The organism is uncultured Roseibium sp. (genome assembly GCF_947494555.1).
Taxonomy (GTDB): domain Bacteria; phylum Pseudomonadota; class Alphaproteobacteria; order Rhizobiales; family Stappiaceae; genus Roseibium.
Genome location: NZ_CANLVF010000003.1, coordinates 749,152 through 766,292 on the forward strand (window position 1 = coordinate 749,152; position 17,141 = coordinate 766,292).

15 protein-coding genes are annotated in these 17,141 nt (G+C 57.0%); 4 read left to right on the top strand and 11 right to left on the bottom strand.

Annotation, left to right across the window (positions count from 1 at the left end; genetic code table 11):
• Positions 1 to 37 precede the first annotated feature (37 nt).
• The 4 genes from Q0915_RS18170 to Q0915_RS18185 all read right to left on the bottom strand — a co-directional run bounded on the left by Q0915_RS18170 (position 38) and on the right by Q0915_RS18185 (position 6,044).
• The gene (locus Q0915_RS18170; protein WP_299476572.1) at positions 38 to 1,927 is read right to left on the bottom strand and encodes an extracellular solute-binding protein; all 1,890 of its coding nucleotides are present in this window, start codon (positions 1,925 to 1,927) and stop codon (positions 38 to 40) included.
• Positions 1,924 to 3,801, bottom strand: a complete 1,878-nt coding sequence (locus tag Q0915_RS18175; protein ID WP_366525295.1) for an extracellular solute-binding protein — start codon at positions 3,799 to 3,801, stop codon at positions 1,924 to 1,926. Before Q0915_RS18175 ends, Q0915_RS18170 begins: the two co-directional genes overlap by 4 nt.
• Positions 3,802 to 3,917: 116 nt before the next feature.
• Positions 3,918 to 5,327 (bottom strand): diguanylate cyclase, encoded by a 1,410-nt coding sequence (locus Q0915_RS18180; RefSeq protein ID WP_299476575.1) that lies wholly within the window; start codon positions 5,325 to 5,327, stop codon positions 3,918 to 3,920.
• A 165-nt stretch (positions 5,328 to 5,492) separates the two neighbouring features.
• Positions 5,493 to 6,044 carry a cytochrome c family protein gene (locus Q0915_RS18185; RefSeq protein ID WP_299476578.1) on the bottom strand — a complete coding sequence of 184 codons (552 nt, stop codon included), beginning with the start codon at positions 6,042 to 6,044 and terminating at the stop codon, positions 5,493 to 5,495.
• A 186-nt stretch (positions 6,045 to 6,230) separates the two neighbouring features.
• Here Q0915_RS18185 and Q0915_RS18190 point away from each other — a divergent pair, with 186 nt between their 5' ends.
• From Q0915_RS18190 to Q0915_RS18200, 3 genes are read left to right on the top strand one after another with little or no spacing between them, the layout of a single operon-like run.
• The gene (locus Q0915_RS18190) at positions 6,231 to 6,977 is read left to right on the top strand and encodes a 3-deoxy-manno-octulosonate cytidylyltransferase (RefSeq protein ID WP_299476581.1); all 747 of its coding nucleotides are present in this window, start codon (positions 6,231 to 6,233) and stop codon (positions 6,975 to 6,977) included.
• 28 nt (positions 6,978 to 7,005) lie between these two features.
• Positions 7,006 to 7,896, top strand: a complete 891-nt coding sequence (locus tag Q0915_RS18195; protein WP_299476584.1) for a prephenate dehydratase — start codon at positions 7,006 to 7,008, stop codon at positions 7,894 to 7,896.
• Between the two features lie 32 nt (positions 7,897 to 7,928).
• Positions 7,929 to 8,930 (top strand): adenosine kinase, encoded by a 1,002-nt coding sequence (locus tag Q0915_RS18200; RefSeq protein WP_299476587.1) that lies wholly within the window; start codon positions 7,929 to 7,931, stop codon positions 8,928 to 8,930.
• 57 nt (positions 8,931 to 8,987) lie between these two features.
• On the opposite strand, the gene Q0915_RS18205 is transcribed toward Q0915_RS18200, so the two are convergent.
• The 5 genes from Q0915_RS18205 to Q0915_RS18225 all read right to left on the bottom strand — a co-directional run bounded on the left by Q0915_RS18205 (position 8,988) and on the right by Q0915_RS18225 (position 14,474).
• Positions 8,988 to 9,608, bottom strand: coding sequence for a 2,3-bisphosphoglycerate-dependent phosphoglycerate mutase (locus Q0915_RS18205; protein WP_299476590.1), 621 nt, complete (start codon positions 9,606 to 9,608; stop codon positions 8,988 to 8,990).
• Between the two features lie 27 nt (positions 9,609 to 9,635).
• A complete protein-coding gene (gene dapB, locus Q0915_RS18210) occupies positions 9,636 to 10,448 on the bottom strand; it encodes a 4-hydroxy-tetrahydrodipicolinate reductase (RefSeq protein WP_299476593.1) in 813 nt (270 codons plus the stop codon).
• A gap of 225 nt (positions 10,449 to 10,673) precedes the next feature.
• Positions 10,674 to 12,800, bottom strand: a complete 2,127-nt coding sequence (pnp, locus tag Q0915_RS18215) for a polyribonucleotide nucleotidyltransferase (RefSeq protein WP_299476596.1) — start codon at positions 12,798 to 12,800, stop codon at positions 10,674 to 10,676.
• A 382-nt stretch (positions 12,801 to 13,182) separates the two neighbouring features.
• A complete protein-coding gene (gene rpsO, locus Q0915_RS18220) occupies positions 13,183 to 13,452 on the bottom strand; it encodes a 30S ribosomal protein S15 (RefSeq protein ID WP_299476599.1) in 270 nt (89 codons plus the stop codon).
• Between the two features lie 254 nt (positions 13,453 to 13,706).
• Positions 13,707 to 14,474, bottom strand: coding sequence for a sulfite exporter TauE/SafE family protein (locus tag Q0915_RS18225; RefSeq protein ID WP_299476602.1), 768 nt, complete (start codon positions 14,472 to 14,474; stop codon positions 13,707 to 13,709).
• A 98-nt stretch (positions 14,475 to 14,572) separates the two neighbouring features.
• Here Q0915_RS18225 and Q0915_RS18230 point away from each other — a divergent pair, with 98 nt between their 5' ends.
• Entirely contained in the window at positions 14,573 to 15,430 is an 858-nt protein-coding gene (locus tag Q0915_RS18230; protein ID WP_299476605.1) for a LysR family transcriptional regulator, read from the top strand.
• Positions 15,431 to 15,464: 34 nt separating this feature from the next.
• Here the strand turns inward: Q0915_RS18230 and truB are convergent, their stop codons facing one another.
• Together truB and rbfA are read right to left on the bottom strand one after the other, a co-directional pair.
• A complete protein-coding gene (gene truB / locus Q0915_RS18235) occupies positions 15,465 to 16,409 on the bottom strand; it encodes a tRNA pseudouridine(55) synthase TruB (protein WP_299476608.1) in 945 nt (314 codons plus the stop codon).
• A gap of 224 nt (positions 16,410 to 16,633) precedes the next feature.
• A complete protein-coding gene (gene rbfA, locus Q0915_RS18240; RefSeq protein ID WP_299476612.1) occupies positions 16,634 to 17,047 on the bottom strand; it encodes a 30S ribosome-binding factor RbfA in 414 nt (137 codons plus the stop codon).
• Between the last annotated feature and the right edge of the window lie 94 nt (positions 17,048 to 17,141).

Here is a 17,141-nt window from a genome sequence, read left to right on the forward strand (position 1 = left end):
CGGCCTTCTGGAACGGGCTTAGGTATCTGTTTGAAGACTAACCGGCTTTGCCAAGTTTTTCTGCCTTTTCCTGGTCTATCCACCAGAGATCTTCAACAGGAAAGAAATAAGGCGGCGTTATGTCGGGATGACCGAAGATGTCCCAAACCGCAACGTTGTGAACAGGTTTGAACCATTGCGGTACCCAGTAGTGGCCGGACCGCAGAACCCTGTCGAGTGAGCGAGCGGCGACATTCATTTCCGCTCGCGTATCCGCTTCAAGTGCCTTGTCGATGAGTGCATCCACGACAGGATCGGAAATACCAGCGATGTTGTAAGTGCCCGGCGTATTTGCCGCAGCAGAACCCCAGGAGGTTCGGATAGCTTCCGAAAGCGTCGGGTTGAGCGAATAACGGCGCGAGCAAATATCGAAATCGTAGTCGTTCAGGCGCGACTGGTATTGTGCGGCGTCTACAAGCCGGAACGTTGCTTTGATGCCGAGCCGTTCGAGGTTCTTGATATAGGGATTGAGGACCCGCTCGAAGGCCGGTGAATTGTTGAGAAACTCGATTGTCAGCGGGTTACCATCCGGACCGACAAGCTCCGTACCCTGCCGCTGATATCCTGCGTCCGAAAAGAGCTGGCTGGCCTCGCGCAGCAGGCCGCGATCGAAACCCGAGCCATTGCTGACCGGCTGTATGTAAGCTTCCTCAAAGACGCTTTCAGACACCTGATCCCGGAACGGCTCAAGGAGCGTCAGTTCCTCGGGCGTGGGCAGTCCAGTCGCCTTCATTTCGGAATTTTCAAAGAAGGACTGGGTCCGCTGATAAAGATTGAAAAACAGGTTCTTGTTGGACCACTCGAAGTCGAATGCGTAGCTGAGCGCCCTGCGAACACGCGGGTCCTTGAACTTTTCCAGCCGCGTGTTGATGAACCAGCCCTGTGCACCGGACGGGCGGCCGTCGGGGAAATTCTTCTTGATGACGCGTTTGTCTTCGGCTGCTGGGAAGGTGTATTCGGTCGCCCAGGTTTTCGACCTGAATTCTTCCCGGTAGGTCATTTCCCCCTTCTTGAAGGCTTCAAAGGAGATCTGGAGATCGCGATAGAAATCTACCCTGACAACGTCGAAATTTTTCTGGCCTCTCAGGACCGGCAGGTCGTTCCCCCAGTAGTCCTCGACCCTGTGGTATTCCACGAACCTGCCCACGGCATGCTTGCCGACCTTGTAGGCTCCTGATGAAAGCGGGGCCGTCAATGTGCTCTGACTGAAATCGTAAGCGGTGTAGTACCTCTTGGAGAAAATCGGCAGAGCGGCGATCAGCAGCGGCAGCTGTCGCGATTGTTTGCCCGAAAAGTGCAGCGCGACCCGATATTCGTCGAGAATTTCCGCATCCAGAAGTTCCTGGATATTCTGGCTGATCTGCGGATGCCCGTCTCCCTTTAGCAGCATCAGCGAAAAGGCAACATCATCGGCGGTCAGTTTGGAGCCGTCATGGAAACGGGCTTCGGGCCGCAGATTGAACGTATAGGTATTGCCGTCTTCGGAAACCTCGACCGTTTCGGCAAGCAAGCCATACATCGCATCGGGCTCGTCATAGGCCCGCACCATCAAGGTGTCGAAACACAGTTCCATACGCGGCGGCGCATCACCCTTCAGTATGAATGCATTGAAGGTGTTATAGGTCAGGCTGTTCTGGTTGTAGTACCAATAAGGCGCCTGAAAGATGAACCTGCCGCCCTTCGGCGCGTCCGGATTGACATAGTCGAAATGCGTGAAATCCGGTCCGTATTTCAGATCGCCGAATACGGACAGACCGTGACGGCGTTTGCCGGCTATGCCGTCCCCCGCAAGGGACGCACCGGGGACAAGCGGTGCGGAAGCTGCGAGCGCAGCAGCGCCGGTCAATTTCAGGAGTTTCCGGCGCGACGGCCTTGAAAATGTGTTCATCTCGCAGCTCCCGTCTTTTCGGCCAGGTCTTGATCGTACCACCAGATCGACGGGAAGCCGGTTGAAAATTCCGGCATGTTTTCCGGATGCGCAAACCGGTTCCAGCGCGCTGTGCGCGTCTCACCTGTGTAAAATTGCGGCACCAGATAGTGGTTCCACAAAAGAACACGATCGAGTGCCCGCGTTGCCGCTACCAGCGTATCCCTGTCCTCTGCAAAGATAACCTTGTCGATCAGGTGATCGATTGCCGGGTTCTTGATGCCCATATAGTTGGCGGAACTTGGATTGTCGGCTGCTTCAGTTCCCCAGTATTCCCGCTGCTCGTTGCCGGGCGACAGGGATTGTCCGATTGCCAGTGTCGTGGCGTCGAAATCCCTGCTGCGAATGCGATTAATGAACTGGGAGGTGTCGACGAGACGCAAGACCGGCTTGATGCCGATGCTTTCCAGGTTCTTGGCGTAGGGCAGAAGCGTGCGTTCGCTGGCCTTGTCCCGGTAAAGAAATTCAATGCTCAGCTGCTCTCCGGTCGCCGGATCGATCATCTTGCGGTCCTTGAACTCAAATCCCGCTTTGTTGAACAGCTTGACCGCCTCACGCAGATTGGCGCGAACATTTCGCGGATTACCGCCGACGGGGTTCTTGAATTCTTCGGTAAAGACTTCGGGCGGAACCTGGTCCCGGACCTCCTCCAGGATTTCCAGTTCCTTGCCTTCCGGCAGCCCGGACGAGGCAAGATCCGTTCCGGCAAAATAGGAATTGATCCGCTTCAGGAGATTTGCCGAAACGATCTCGTTGGTGGTCTCGAAGTCGTAAGCGTAGTTCAAAGCCCTGCGCACGTCAGGATTCTTGAACTTGTCCCGGCGAAGGTTCAAAAAGAACCCCTGCATCACGCCGGACGACTTATCGAGGAAAATTTCCTTGACCACACGTCCGTCTTCTATCGCCGGAAAGTCGTAGCGTTTTGCCCACTGACTGGAGCTCCGCTCCAGGTGATAGTCGTACTGGTCGCCCTTGAAGGCTTCGAACTGAACGGCATCATCGAGAAAGAGGACATAGCGAAGCTCATCGAAGTTTCCGGTCCCGACCCTGATCGGCAGATCCTTGCCCCAATAGTCGTCAACGCGCTCATAGATAACATTGCGGTTCGGGGAAAAGTCCTTGATCCGGTACTGGCCGGACCCGAGCGGCGGCTCGAGCGTTCCCTTCGAAATGTCGCGCTTCTCACCTTTGTCGTTCGTGCCTTCCCACCAGTGTTTCGGCAGGATATCCAGCTGACCCATGATTTTGGGCAGCTCCCGGTTACCGACGGTGTCGAATGTGAAGCGGACAACACCGTCTCCGACAATTTCCTTCTCAACAACGTTCTGAAAATAGAATTTTCTTTGCGGATTCAGCTCAATCGCCTTTTCAAACGACCAGATCACGTCTTCCGCTGTGACGGGTTCTCCGTCGTGCCACTTTGCTTTGGGATTAAGGCGGTATTCCACCCAGGAATAGTCGTCCGGAAATCGCACCGCTTCTGCCAGAACCCCGTAGGCCGCGCTGATATCTTCTTCATCAAGCGAGGGTTCCATGAGGCTTTCGTAGATGTTCTGAATACCCGGGGCCGGGTTGCCCTTGGTCAAAATGAAGTTGAACGTATCGAAACCGCCTCGGCTGGCAAGGCGCACCGTGCCCTCTTTGGGCGCATCCGGATTGACATAGTCGAAATGGGAAGCGTCAGGTCCGTATTTCGGTGTGCCGTTCAACGCCGATGCGTGGTGCCACTCAGCTTCTTCCGCATTCACCGGCATCGCAGCCAGACTTGTGAAAGAAATAAAACCTGCAAACGCTGCAATTGCAGTCGCCGCATTCCAAGCGCGCGATCCTAACACTATCGGTTTCTCCGTCCCGTTCCGTTCCTCAGACCCAGATTAATAGGGTTGCTTGAACAATAGTGTAGGGATCACCCGGCCAAAGGTCACGCGCTGGATGCCATTATGACATAAATTTAACCGGCTTGAGGGACACCGTTTTCGGGAACGTCCATCGCGGACTGTTTGGATTTGGCTTTTTGCGCATACATCCGCCGGTCTGCGACGCGCAAAAGGTCTGCAACGGTCGAAGCGTCTTTTGGAAAGCTCGCGCTGCCGATGCTCGCCTTGACGTCGATGGAAGCGCCGGAAAACTCAAACACCCGCGTAACGCGTTCCAGCATGCGGTTCACGAAAGTGTCTTTCTCCGGGCTGCGCATGTTTCCAGGCGTGAGAACGATGAACTCGTCACCGCCGACGCGGGCGACCGTATCGGATTGACGGGTCTGACCTTGGAGCCTGTCTCCGATCTCGATCAGCAACTGGTCACCCACCGAGTGACCATAACTGTCGTTGACAGGTTTGAATGCATCCAGATCGACGTAGAAAATTTCGAACCCGACACCGGATCGCTCGCACATGGATGCTAGCTGATACATGCGCTCTTCGAGCAGGCGACGATTGGCAAGCCCGGTCAGCGGATCGTGCAGGGCCATCGACCTGACCTTGTAGATCTCGCTGATCAGCAGAAACGCCATGACGCCGAAGACCAGGGATATCAGGCTCCCGACAAATTGCGTGATCCAGACCTGTTTTCCAGTGCTGGACCAACCACCGGCCGGATAACCCAGCAATTCCCAGTTCAGTCCACCCGGCAGAAGAAGAGGCAGGGCGACATGATCCAGGTCGGCAAGTGTTTTGTCGCCAAAAAGAAATCCTGAGCCGGCACCATCTTCGCCTTTGTCGAGGACGGAAAGACTTATGTCTTTGATCACCGGCTGGATGCCTGCCGAGGCCATCAGGCTTTCTTCATCGAGCACGAGCGACGCAACGCCCCAATACGTTCGATCCGCCAGCGGCTGGCCGGAAAACTGCGCGGGATATACAGGAATGCGGATCAAAAGTGCACGGCCGCCTTGCACCAGATCGATCGGTCCGGCGATCACGGTCTCCCGGGACAGCATCGCTTTTTCTACCGCCGGCCATTGCGAGGCGTTCGAACGATAGTCCAGGCCGAGCGCTGCTTTGTTCGGCTCCAGCGGAAATACGGCTCTTAGTATGTTTCCGGGCGCCAGTCCTACAGAACGGATAGAAGGGTTTTCATTGATGAGTTCGGTCGAGATGTTCCGGTAGTCGGCCGCAACAAACCGCTTGTCCTTGAGTTCGGCTACAAATGCCCTCAACGCAAGCCCATGTGCGACGGTGCGGCTGATTTCGGTTTCAAGGCGTGCACGGGCTTCCGACAATTCGGTCGCAATGCCACGCTTGTGTTGGGCGACCAGCTCGTTACGGACGAGAAGGCCGACATGCGCCGTGACCGCGATGCCTGTCAGGAAACAGACAATCGCAATAGCCGAAGCGACCCAGGTTCCGTTGGACCTGGACACAAATTTTCTCGTCAGCTGCCTGCCCATACGGCCCCTGTCTGACGTTAACCCCAACGTCACCCTACAACGGAAGCCAAACTTTGTTAATTTTTCTTGTAAATCAAGAAAAAGCCGGGCGAGAGGCCCAGCTTTTCACAACTCATTCCGTATTGGAACAGGTTTACATCACTCGGCAGGTAGCGGCTTGGGCGCTCCGGACTGCTCTCTCAGATAGGCGATCATGTCTGCGCGCTCTTCCGGCTTGCGCAACCCGGCGAAGCCCATCGAGGTACCGTTGATGTATTTCTTCGGAGCCTGGAGAAAATTGTTCAGGGACTCGTAGGTCCACTCCGGGTTCTCCTCGCCGTATGTCGTCATTGCCGACGAATACCGGAAACCTTCATGGCCACCCGGCTTACGGCCGACGATGTCCCAGAGCGCCGGTCCAACCTTGTTGGCTCCGCCGTCATCGAAGGTGTGGCACGCAGTGCATTTCTTGGCGACATTTGCACCTTCCGATGCAGACGCTGCGAGCAGAAGTTCGGAAATCGGTACGACGTCCGGCTCGGCTTCGACCGTCGACGTTGCATCCGAAGCCGCTTCCACGACGATTTCGTAACCCGGTTTTCCGGGTATCGTCGGGTGGAAGATGATGTCGGATACGATCCCAACACCCATTGTCAGAATAAGAACCATCAGAACCGCACCAGCGGCCTTGTTCAGCGTGAAGGAATCCATTCTCTCCGGCTCCAAGCTCATACGCGCCCGGGCCCGCGATACCGATCGCGAACCCTATCAGCTTTTGTAAATTTGCCGGAACCTACAAATTTTTTGACCTCGCTGTCCATAGCTTTAAAAGGGCAACTGATATGACAAACGGACGCGGCAGGTTTTTTTAGCTAGAAATCATCGCGGCACCGCCCAATGGAGACCCGATTGACAGCAGCACTGGTGATCATCCCTGCCCGACTCGCGGCGACCCGCCTGCCACGCAAGATTCTTGCGGACATCTGCGGAAAACCGATGATCGTTCGCGTGGTCGAGCAGGCATTGCAGGCCGACATAGGACCCGTGGCGGTCGCCTGCGATCACGTCGAAATTGCAGAAGCAGTGACAGATCACGGCGGCAAGGCCATTTTGACCCGCACCGATCACGTATCCGGCTCCGATCGTATCCAGGAGGCTGCCGAACTGCTGGATCCCGAAGGGCGATTCGACGTTATCCTGAATGTGCAGGGAGACGTCCCGCTCATCGAACCGGGCGCAATTCGCGCCGCCTTCGCGCCTCTGGAAATCCCGGACGTTTCGATCGGCACGATCATGACGGAAATTACGGAACAGAGATTCCGTGACGATCCCAGTTTCGTAAAGGCCGTAACGACGCCCAACGGCCAGGGTCATCACAGAGCGCTGTATTTCACCCGGACAACGGCTCCCGGCGGCGAGGGCGTGCTTTATCAGCATATCGGCGTTTATGCTTATAGAAGGTCCGCACTCGACCGGTTTGTCCGCCTTCCTCCGTCCCCGCTGGAGCAGCGCGAGAAGCTGGAACAGTTGCGCGCGCTTGAAGCAGGCATGCGCATTGACGTTTCAATCATTGACAGCGCCCCCATGGATGTGAACACACCTGAAGACCTGGAGCGCGCCCGAGCCGCCTACCAGACCCTATGAACCAGACTGCCAGAACGCGAAAAGATCCATGACAGACAGAAAGAAAATTGTATTTCAGGGAGAAACCGGCGCAAATTCCCATATGGCCTGCCGGAGTGTCTATCCGGACTATGAGGCTATTCCCTGCGCGACGTTCGAGGATTGCTTTTCCGCGATGGCCGACGGTACAGCCGACCTTGCCATGATACCGATCGAGAATTCCGTTGCCGGCCGCGTGGCGGATATCCATCACCTGCTGCCGAAATCCGACCTGCACATCATCGGCGAATATTTCATGCCGATCCGGTTTCAGCTGATGGCCCCAAAGGGCGCAACTGTGCAGTCGCTGAAGAAGGTTCAAAGCCATATTCACGCTTTGGGTCAGTGCCGCAACATCATCCGCGAGCTGGGCCTGACGGCCGTTGTCGGCGGCGACACGGCCGGATCCGCGCGTCAGGTCGCCGATCTCAACGATCCGACAGTGGGTGCCTTCGCGCCTGAAATGGCCGCGGAGATTTACGGGCTCGACATTCTGCGGCGGGACGTGGAGGATGCGGCACACAACACGACACGCTTTGTGATCCTGTCACGCGAGAAGATGGAAGCGGCCCATAACGGGCAGCCGGTTATCTCGACATTCATCTTCAGGGTCCGCAACGTGCCGGCTGCGCTTTACAAGGCGCTTGGCGGGTTTGCGACCAACGGCGTCAACATGACCAAGCTGGAATCCTATCAGCTGGAAGGCCAGTTCTTCGCTTCGATGTTTTATGCGGACGTTGAAGGTCATCCGGAAGATCCCGCAGTCGGCCTAGCCCTTGAAGAACTTGCCTTTTTCTGCGCAGAACTGAACATTCTCGGCGTTTATCGCGCAAGCCCGTTCCGGGACAAGATCAAGGAACCGGAAGCCAATCGCGCCCTGCGTCCCAATCCACATTCCTGAACCTGTGCAAGCAGTGAGCAACAGAGGTATTTATGACCGAAACGAGATTTGATGCGCTGTGCATCGGCAATGCGATTTGCGACGTCTTCGCCCATGTCGAAGAAGATTTCCTGGTTCGGGAAAATCTGGTCAAGGGGTCCATGCGGCTGATCGACACCGAAGAAGCGGTGCGTCTGTTCGACAAGATGGGCCAGACCGTGCGCATCTCCGGTGGCAGCGCGGGCAACACGGCGGCAGGCATTGCCTCGCTTGGCGGCAAGCCCGCCTATTTCGGGAAGGTTGCCGAAGATGAACTTGGCGACAGCTACTATCACGACATGAACGGGACAGGCGTTTATTTCAACACGCCCCGCCTGGTGGAAGGCAACCCGACCGCACGTTCGATGATCCTGATCACGCCCGACGGCGAGCGGACAATGAACACGTATCTCGGCGCTTGCGTCGAATTCGGCACGACCGACGTTGACGAAGAGGTCGTTGCCGCATCGGCGGTGACCTACATGGAAGGATATCTGTGGGATCCTGAAGAGGCCAAGAAGGCCTTTTTGAAGGCCGCAGACGTCGCGCATGCGAACGGGCGGAAAGTCGCGATCACCTTGTCGGATTCCTTTTGCGTCGACAGGTATCGCGGCGAGTTCCAGGCGCTCCTAACGGACGGTGTTGTGGATCTCATGTTCGCAAATGAACATGAGCTCAAGGCGCTCTACCAAACGTCGGATCTCGATAGCGCTATCTCGGGAGCGCGCGAGACCGGAGCGCTCACCGCCCTGACGCTCGGCTCTGAAGGAGCCATGGCATTTAAGGGAGACGAAACCGTCAAGGTTGCCGCGCAGACTGTCGACAACGTCGTCGACCTGACGGGTGCAGGTGACCTGTTTGCGTCCGGTTTCCTCTTCGGTCTGGCGCGGGACTACAAGCTCGGAGATGCTGCCGAACTCGGCTGCCTGTGCGCCGCCAACGTCATCAGCCATGTCGGCGCACGCCCGGAAAAGCCGCTCAAAAACGTTGCCGCACAGGGCGGATTTGAAATCTGATCAAAAAAAGAAGGCGGTCTAAATGACCGCCTTTTTGTTACTGCGTGCAACCGAGCATCAGTCAGCCAGATCCTGCACACTCATGACACCGCCATTTTCGTCCAGCCGGTAGACGATGGGTGTTCCGGTCCCGAGTTCTCTTTTCAGGATTTCTTCAGAGCTCAGGCCCTCAAGCTCCATGATAAGCGATCTCAGTGAGTTGCCGTGCGCTGAGACGAGTGTTCGCTTGCCTGCAAGTACGCGAGGAAGAATTTCCGCCTTGTAGTAGGGCAGGACGCGTTCCGCGGTCATCTTCAGGCTTTCGCCACCGGGAGGTGGCACGTCGTAGGACCGGCGCCAGATGTGCACCTGCTCTTCGCCGAACTCCTGACGCGCCTGATCCTTGTTCATGCCGGTCAGATCACCGTAGTCCCGTTCGTTCAGCGCTTGATCCTTCAGTGTTTCCAGACCGGACTGGCCGAGCTCACCCAGGATGATATCAAGTGTCCTCTGCGCACGGGACAGCACCGATGTGAACGCAATATCGAACTCCAGCTTCAGATCCCGCAATTGCTGGCCCGCCTTGTGCGCCTCAGAGACGCCCTGCTCGGTCAGGCCCGGATCCTTCCAGCCCGTGAACAGGTTCTTCAAATTCCACTCGCTCTGTCCGTGACGGACAAGTACAAGAAGGCGTTCCATGCCGTTCTCCTTAAACTAGATAAATCGTCATGCGTTCAGGCCGAGGACATCGGCCATCGAATAAAATCCGGGTTTTTGGTCAAATCCCCAAAGCGCCGCTTTTACTGCTCCGCGCGCAAACAGCTGCCGGTCCTCGGCGCGATGGGTGAGTTCAATACGTTCGCCCTGACCGGCGAAGACGACCGAATGCTCGCCAATCACCGATCCGCCCCGCAGGGTGGCGAAGCCGATGTCACCGGTTTTTCTGGGATCCATGATGCCGTCACGAGATCGCACAGAATGAGTTGGCAGGTCTATGCCACGCCCTTCCGCTGCGGCCTGCCCCAGCAGAAGCGCTGTGCCGGACGGTGCATCGACCTTGTGTTTGTGATGCATTTCAATAACTTCGATATCGAAGTCCGAATCGAGCGCAGCCGCGGCCTTGCGAACGAGGCTTGCCAGCAGATTCACGCCAAGGCTCATATTGCCCGACTTGATGATACGCGCATGCCGCGCAGCGGCTTTCAGAGGCTCGTCTTCACCATCTGCCCAGCCAGTCGTACCGATAACATGAACAATGCGTGCCTGCGCAGCAAGTTCTGCGAACCAGAGCGTTGCAGCCGGAGCGGTAAAGTCCAGGACGCCGTCGGAATTTGCAAAAGCCGTCAGGGGATCGTCGGAAACAGCAACACCAAGCGGACCGACACCAGCAAGTTCACCGGCGTCCTTGCCAAGAAATTCGGAGCCTTCCCGCTCAATTGCGGCAACGACTTCCGTGCCGTCCTGCTCCGTCACTGCCTGCGTCAATGCGCGCCCCATCCTGCCGCCGGCGCCGACGATTACCAAGCGCATATGACCCATGCCTATCCTCTTTCTCACTATTCGCCAGCGGGTATAGCAGCTTCGCCGGAAGAGGCAAATCCATGTTCAGGTATCAGCGGCTATTCTCGATTGCCGCCCTATGAGACACGGTTCAAAAACCGGATATGCGCGACATCGGCAGGGGGCTGTTTTGGCGGCGCGCAAAGAAAAACGCACGAAAGACGATGCCCTTCGCGCGTTCCTTTTTAGAAAATGCAGATAAGCTTATTCTGCGGTTTCTTTTTCGATTTCCTTGCCGCTCTCCTGGTCGACGACTTTCATAGACAGGCGAACCTTGCCACGCTCATCGAAGCCCATCAGCTTGACCCAGACCTTGTCGCCTTCCTTGACGACGTCGGTGACCTTGCCGACTTTGCGGGGTGCCAGCTGCGAGATATGCACCAGGCCGTCCTTCGCGCCGAAGAAGTTGACGAATGCACCGAAGTCAACGCACTTGACGACCGTACCTTCGTAGATCACACCGACTTCCGGCTCCGCCGCGATGGAGTTGATCCAGTTGACGGCCGCCTTGATCGCTTTGCCGTCCGAGGACGCGATCTTGACAGTGCCATCGTCTTCGATGTTGACCTTCGCGCCGGTCTTTTCGACGATTTCGCGAATGACCTTGCCGCCCGAGCCGATAACTTCACGGATCTTGTCGACCGGAATTTTCATCATTTCGATGCGCGGTGCATGTTCACCCAGCTCCGAACGGGCCTCGGTGATCGCATTGGCCATCTCGCCGAGAATGTGGATGCGCCCATCCTTCGCCTGACCCAGAGCGACCTTCATGATCTCTTCGGTGATACCGTCGATCTTGATGTCCATCTGGAGCGAGGTGATGCCGCCTTCGGTGCCGGCCACCTTGAAGTCCATGTCGCCGAGGTGATCTTCGTCGCCGAGAATGTCGGACAGAACGGCAAAGCGGTCACCGTCCTTGATCAGGCCCATCGCGATACCCGCAACCGGTGCCTTCAGCGGGACACCTGCATCCATCAGCGCCAGCGATGTGCCGCAGACGGTTGCCATGGAGGACGACCCGTTGGATTCGGTGATTTCGGATACGACACGCAGCGTGTACGGGAAATCGTGGTGCTGAGGCAGCATCGGGTTGATCGCACGCCAGGCCAGCTTGCCGTGACCGATTTCGCGGCGTCCCGGAGAGCCCATGCGGCCCGTTTCACCGACCGAATAGGGCGGGAAGTTGTAGTGCAGCATGAAGTGCGACTTCACGGTGCCTTCCAGCAGGTCGATGAACTGCTCGTCTTCACCCGTACCAAGCGTTGCGACCACGAGACCCTGGGTTTCACCGCGCGTGAAGAGCGACGAACCATGTGCGCGCGGCAGAATGCCGACTTCGGAGGAGATGGCGCGCACAGTGGAAAGATCGCGGCCGTCGATACGTGTGCCGGTGTCGAGGATGGCGCCACGAACGATCTCTGCTTCCAGTTTCTTGAACTGCTCGCCGAGAACGGTGCCTTCCGGTGCCTCGCCTTCTGCGGCGTTGGTGATCAGGGCCTCAACAACCTTCGCCTTGGCGGCGTCGACAGCGTTCTTGCGGTCGGTCTTTGAGGTGATCTTGTAGGCAGCCGTCAGTTCGTCTGCAGCCATGGCCTTGACCTTGCCGAACAGGTCGGAATGGTCCGGTATTGAAAGTTCACGCGGCTCTTTCGCTGCGGTTTCGGCCAGCTTGATGATCGCGTCGATCACGGTCTGGAAACCCTTGTGACCGAACATCACCGCGCCGAGCATGGTGTCTTCGTCCAGTTCCTTGGCTTCCGATTCCACCATGAGAACCGCGTCATTCGTGCCGGCGACTACAAGGTCGAGAGCGCTCTCCGGCATGTCGTCGACAGCCGGGTTCAGCACATATTCGCCGTTGATGTAACCGACGCGTGCACCGCCGATCGGGCCCATGAACGGAACGCCCGACAGCGTCAGCGCAGCAGAGGCTGCAACCATCGCCAGAATGTCCGGTGCGTTTTCCATGTCATGGGACAGGACGGTGATCACAACCTGGGTGTCGTTCTTGTAACCATCAGCAAAGAGCGGGCGGATCGGCCGGTCGATCAGACGGGAGGTGAGCGTCTCGTGCTCCGACGGGCGGCCTTCGCGCTTGAAATAACCGCCCGGGATCTTACCGGCGGCAAACGCCTTTTCCTGGTAGTTCACAGTGAGCGGGAAAAAATCCTGTCCGGGCCGCGGCTCCTTTGCGGAGACGACGGTCGCCAGAACCTTGGTTTCGCCATAGGTCGCCATAACTGCGCCATCGGCTTGACGGGCAACCTTGCCCGTCTCGAGAACGAGCGGCCGTCCGCCCCACTCGACTTCCACACGATGAATATCAAACATCATCTGTCCTTACGTATTTGCCCGCTCCGCGCTGCTTTCGGTACAGCTTTCGCGAACAGGCACATTCCCGGTCGGCCCCGGATGGGCCGGTTACCGGCGGACAGGTCACGGGCAAGACAACGGGCTGCTTTCTTGGGTTCAAATCGAAAGAAGCCGGCAATCCTGCCCCATGACATGTCACGAGGTTTCTATAGAGCGTTTGCCGTCACTTGGAAACGCACTAACTGCCTGAAGTTTTTCCGAACCACAAATGGATTGCTGTTTTGAAGAAAACGCATTCAGGCCTTGAAGCGTTTCCGGACTTTCAAAGCCAACTTGCCTTTGATGGAAACGCTAAAAAAAACGCGGTGGACACTCATCCACCGCGCTTCAAATTTCAACCTTAGCGACGGATGCCAAGACGCTCGATGAGGGTCTTGTAACGCTCTTCGCTCTTGCCGCGCGTGTAGTCCAGAAGGGACCGGCGCTGCGCAACCATCTTCAGGAGACCGCGGCGGGAGTGATTGTCCTTGCCATGGCCCTTGAAGTGTTCGGTCAGGTTGTTGATGCGCTCGGTGAGGATCGCCACCTGGACTTCCGGAGAGCCGGTGTCGCCTTCCTTGGTCGCAAATTCCTTGATGAGCTCAGCTTTACGCTCTGTAGTAATCGACATCGCTCTTTCCTTTCAAAGAGAGAGGTCCGTTGACCGGACACGTTGAACTGCCGGAAAACCGGCCAAATCCGGATGTCTCCAGAGCCGAGATGTCGTTCAGCAAAGGATCTTTCCGGATGCATCGGGCCTCAATGCCCAATGGCGGCGGTATATGGCAGAAAACGCAGGGAAAAGCTAGGAGATTCTTCGCCAATCCGGTCGACCGTTTTGCGTGGCATCAAATCTCTTCAACCTCCAAGGGAAATCAGCTCGCATCAATGCGGGTGTGACAGCAACATGATCAAACTGTCAAAAAGCAGCTTGCCGCCGGCCAGCGCCAAAAAGCCGTAGACGAGTGCGGTAAACCGTCGTTGGTCAATGTGTCTGTGCAGCAAGGTGCCAACCGCTATGCCAAGAAGCAGCACCGGCGAAATGGCTGCGCTTACCACGAGACTTTCCAAAGACAGTTGCCCCATTGCCGCATAGGAGACGGACTTCAGTGCATTCATCGAGAAGAAGAACATGGTGTTTGTGCCGACAAAGAGGGACTTGTCCATCCGCTGGCTCAGCAGATAGCCCTTTACGGGCGGTCCGCCGGCATGCGCGACATAGCTTGCAAATCCGGACGTCGTGGCCATGAGGAACGCCGCACTTTGGCTGTGCTGCGGTTTCTCGGTCGAGCCATTTCGGGAAAGCAGATACTGCGCCACGAAGGAAATGGCCAGGACGCCAACCGCGAGGCGGATCGTCTGGGCATCCATCCAGCGAAATGTCGCGAGGCCAATAGCCAGACCGACCAACGCGCCCGGCAACAAGGTGCGCACCACCGCCGCGTCCCAACGATGACGGTACTGCCACGCAACGATGATATCCGTCGCAATCAGCAGCGGCATCAGCACGGCAACGGCAAATTGCGGCGCCACGAAGAGGCTCATAAGCGGCACCGACAAGACGCCCAGCCCGCCGCCAAATCCGCTTTTCGACAATCCTGTCAGAAATATTGCAACAGCGGACAACAGGAAAAAAGACAGCGGCAAGGTCACGATCGGCTCCTTTGGTGGAAGGAGCCAATCCATAGGCCTTGTTTTAAAATCCTGAAAACGATTTATTCTGCCACTTAAAATCCTGAAAGGAGATTTTAATGCTTGATCTCAATTGTCTGGAGAGCTTTATCGTTGCAGCTGAAACGCTGAACTTCACTGACGCGGCAGAGCGCCGCAACACCGTACAGTCCGCGATCAGCAATCATGTACGCAAGCTCGAGGACGAAACCGGCCGCACCCTGTTTGAGCGCGGGCGCGGACAAAGCATGCGGCTGACACCGGAAGGGCACGCGCTTCTGGCTTACGCGCGCAGGATTCTGTCCTTGACCGATGAAGCCCTGACCACGGTGAAAAATTCGCGTTTCTCACGTGCAATCCGACTTGGTACGACCGTCACTTTGGCTCAATCGGTGCTCCCGCCCGTGCTCAGTGCATTTTCGGAGCAAGAACAGGACTTCCAGATTCATATTCATTGCGGCCGCAGCAACGCATTGCTTGATCAGCTTGATGCGGGTGAAATCGACGTTGCCTTCATGTTGGATCAAGGCAAACGCACCGAACGTGTCTTTGCCGAAAGCACGCCCCTTGTCTGGGCGGGATGCGCAACTTTCAATCCCCAGGATTGGACCGATATTCCACTGGTCTTTCTGACCGACGGGCGCGATTTGAGACGGCACGCGTTCGACGCTCTGGATCGGGCCAGGCGAACGGGTCACATTGCCCATCAAAGTCCACACCCGGTCGGCCTTAGGGCCTTTGTCCTTGCGGGGCTTGCATTGACCGTCATGGTCAAGCCAGCCGTTACGCCACCTCTGAAGGTCTTTGGACCCGACGATGGTCTGCCACCGCTTGCAACCAGCGTGCTTTCGTTCTACCGGCATTCCCGCCACAACACCCGGGAAGCAGACGTGCTTGCAGAAATTCTAAATCAGGAAGTCAGAAAACAGTCTTCATAGTCCCTTGTCGCATACACCCAGAGGTGCGACGACATCAGAGATTGAAGACGCGTGTCGGCTGAAAACGGCCCTTTTCGATCGAACCGATCGCCACCGGCACGCTGGCATGGCTGGCGAAAGCGACATCCGAATTCAACGGTGCCTCCCGACCACGCAGCAGGACTGCCATGCCCTTGCGGATCCTGGCCGCGTCGTCAAGCGAGACAGGCACTTCGACCAGTGCATCCATCGCCTCGCGCACAGGCAACACGAATTCTTCGACAAGAGCCTCAACGCCCTCACTTTCATCAAGTTCCGTCGACGCTTCCATCATGTCTTCGAAGTCTATCAGATCGTCTTCCCCAAAGGGACCGACCAGAAGGCGGCGCAGTTCGGTAACATGGCCGAACGTGCCGAGGCGGCGTCCAAGATCGCGCGCCAGTGCGCGGACATATGTGCCCTTGCCGCACTCTGCCTCAAAGACGGCGCGCTCCGCGTCCGGGCATTCCACAAGATCCAGGCGGTGGACATCGATCGGGCGGGCTTCCAATTTCACCGTTTCGCCATCGCGGGCCAGATCATAGGCTCGCTCGCCGGCGACCTTGATCGCCGAGAATTTCGGCGGCACCTGCATGATCGTGCCGGTAAATTCGCTCAAGACCGATCCAATTGCGTCAGCAGATGGCCGGGTTTCAGAAGTCGCGATGACCTCACCCTCGGTGTCATCCGTGTCGGTTTCAGTTCCCCAGGTCACTTCGAACCGGTAGACCTTGCGTCCGTCCATGACGAAGGGCACGGTCTTGGTTGCCTCGCCGAAGGCAACCGGCAACAGTCCTGACGCACGCGGGTCCAAAGTGCCTGCATGCCCGACCTTTTGCGGGGAGAAAATCCGCTTGATCTTGCCGAGCGCCTCGTTCGACGTGATGCCGTAAGGCTTGTCGAGCACCAGCCAGCCGTTGATGGCGTTCTTTTTTCTTTTGACCTGTTTCTGGCGAGCCATGTGTCCGCTTTGAATTCCAATGGACAGCACCTGCAACTGAGCTTTGGGTGCATTTGTCCCTGCTGCTGTCCTGTTGTCGTCCCGGTTCGAGCAAAGCGAGAGACCGGGATCCAGTAGTCTCGACGCCGAACTAAATCCAAGGCTACAGCTGAGGAAAGTGTTTACTGGATCCCTGCCTACGCAGGGATGACAATCCTAACTGCCTATGCCTGGACCCCGTACATTCAGTCGCCGTGATTTTCGTCTTTATCCAGATCCCGCGATACGCCTGGCGAATGAAGCAATGTGCCAATTCGGTCGTCGTCGTCGAAACGGGTGTCCAGAACGAAGCGCAGGTCCGGCATGTACTTCATTGTCAGACGGCGCGAAACCTGGCCGCGCAGATACTTGGCGCTGCGGTTCAACGCCTTTTCGACTTTCTCGGCATTTTTACCGCCAAGCGGCATGACAAGGCACGTCGCCAGACGAAGGTCCGGTGTCATTCGCACTTCGGGTATCGTGACAATGGCTCCGTCCAGATCCGGGTCGGAGAACTCGCCGCGTGTGAAAATGTCGGACAGTTCTTTGCGCACCGTTTCACCAACCTTGAGCTGGCGCTGAGACGGGCCACGGTTGTCCTGACCGTGATGTCTAGCCATCTTAAATCCTTTTCGAGGCAGCACGGCCCCTGAAACAGACGGCGCCGGCGCGATCCCATTGAACCCCGCCGGCGCATTCGCCATTGTGTCTGAT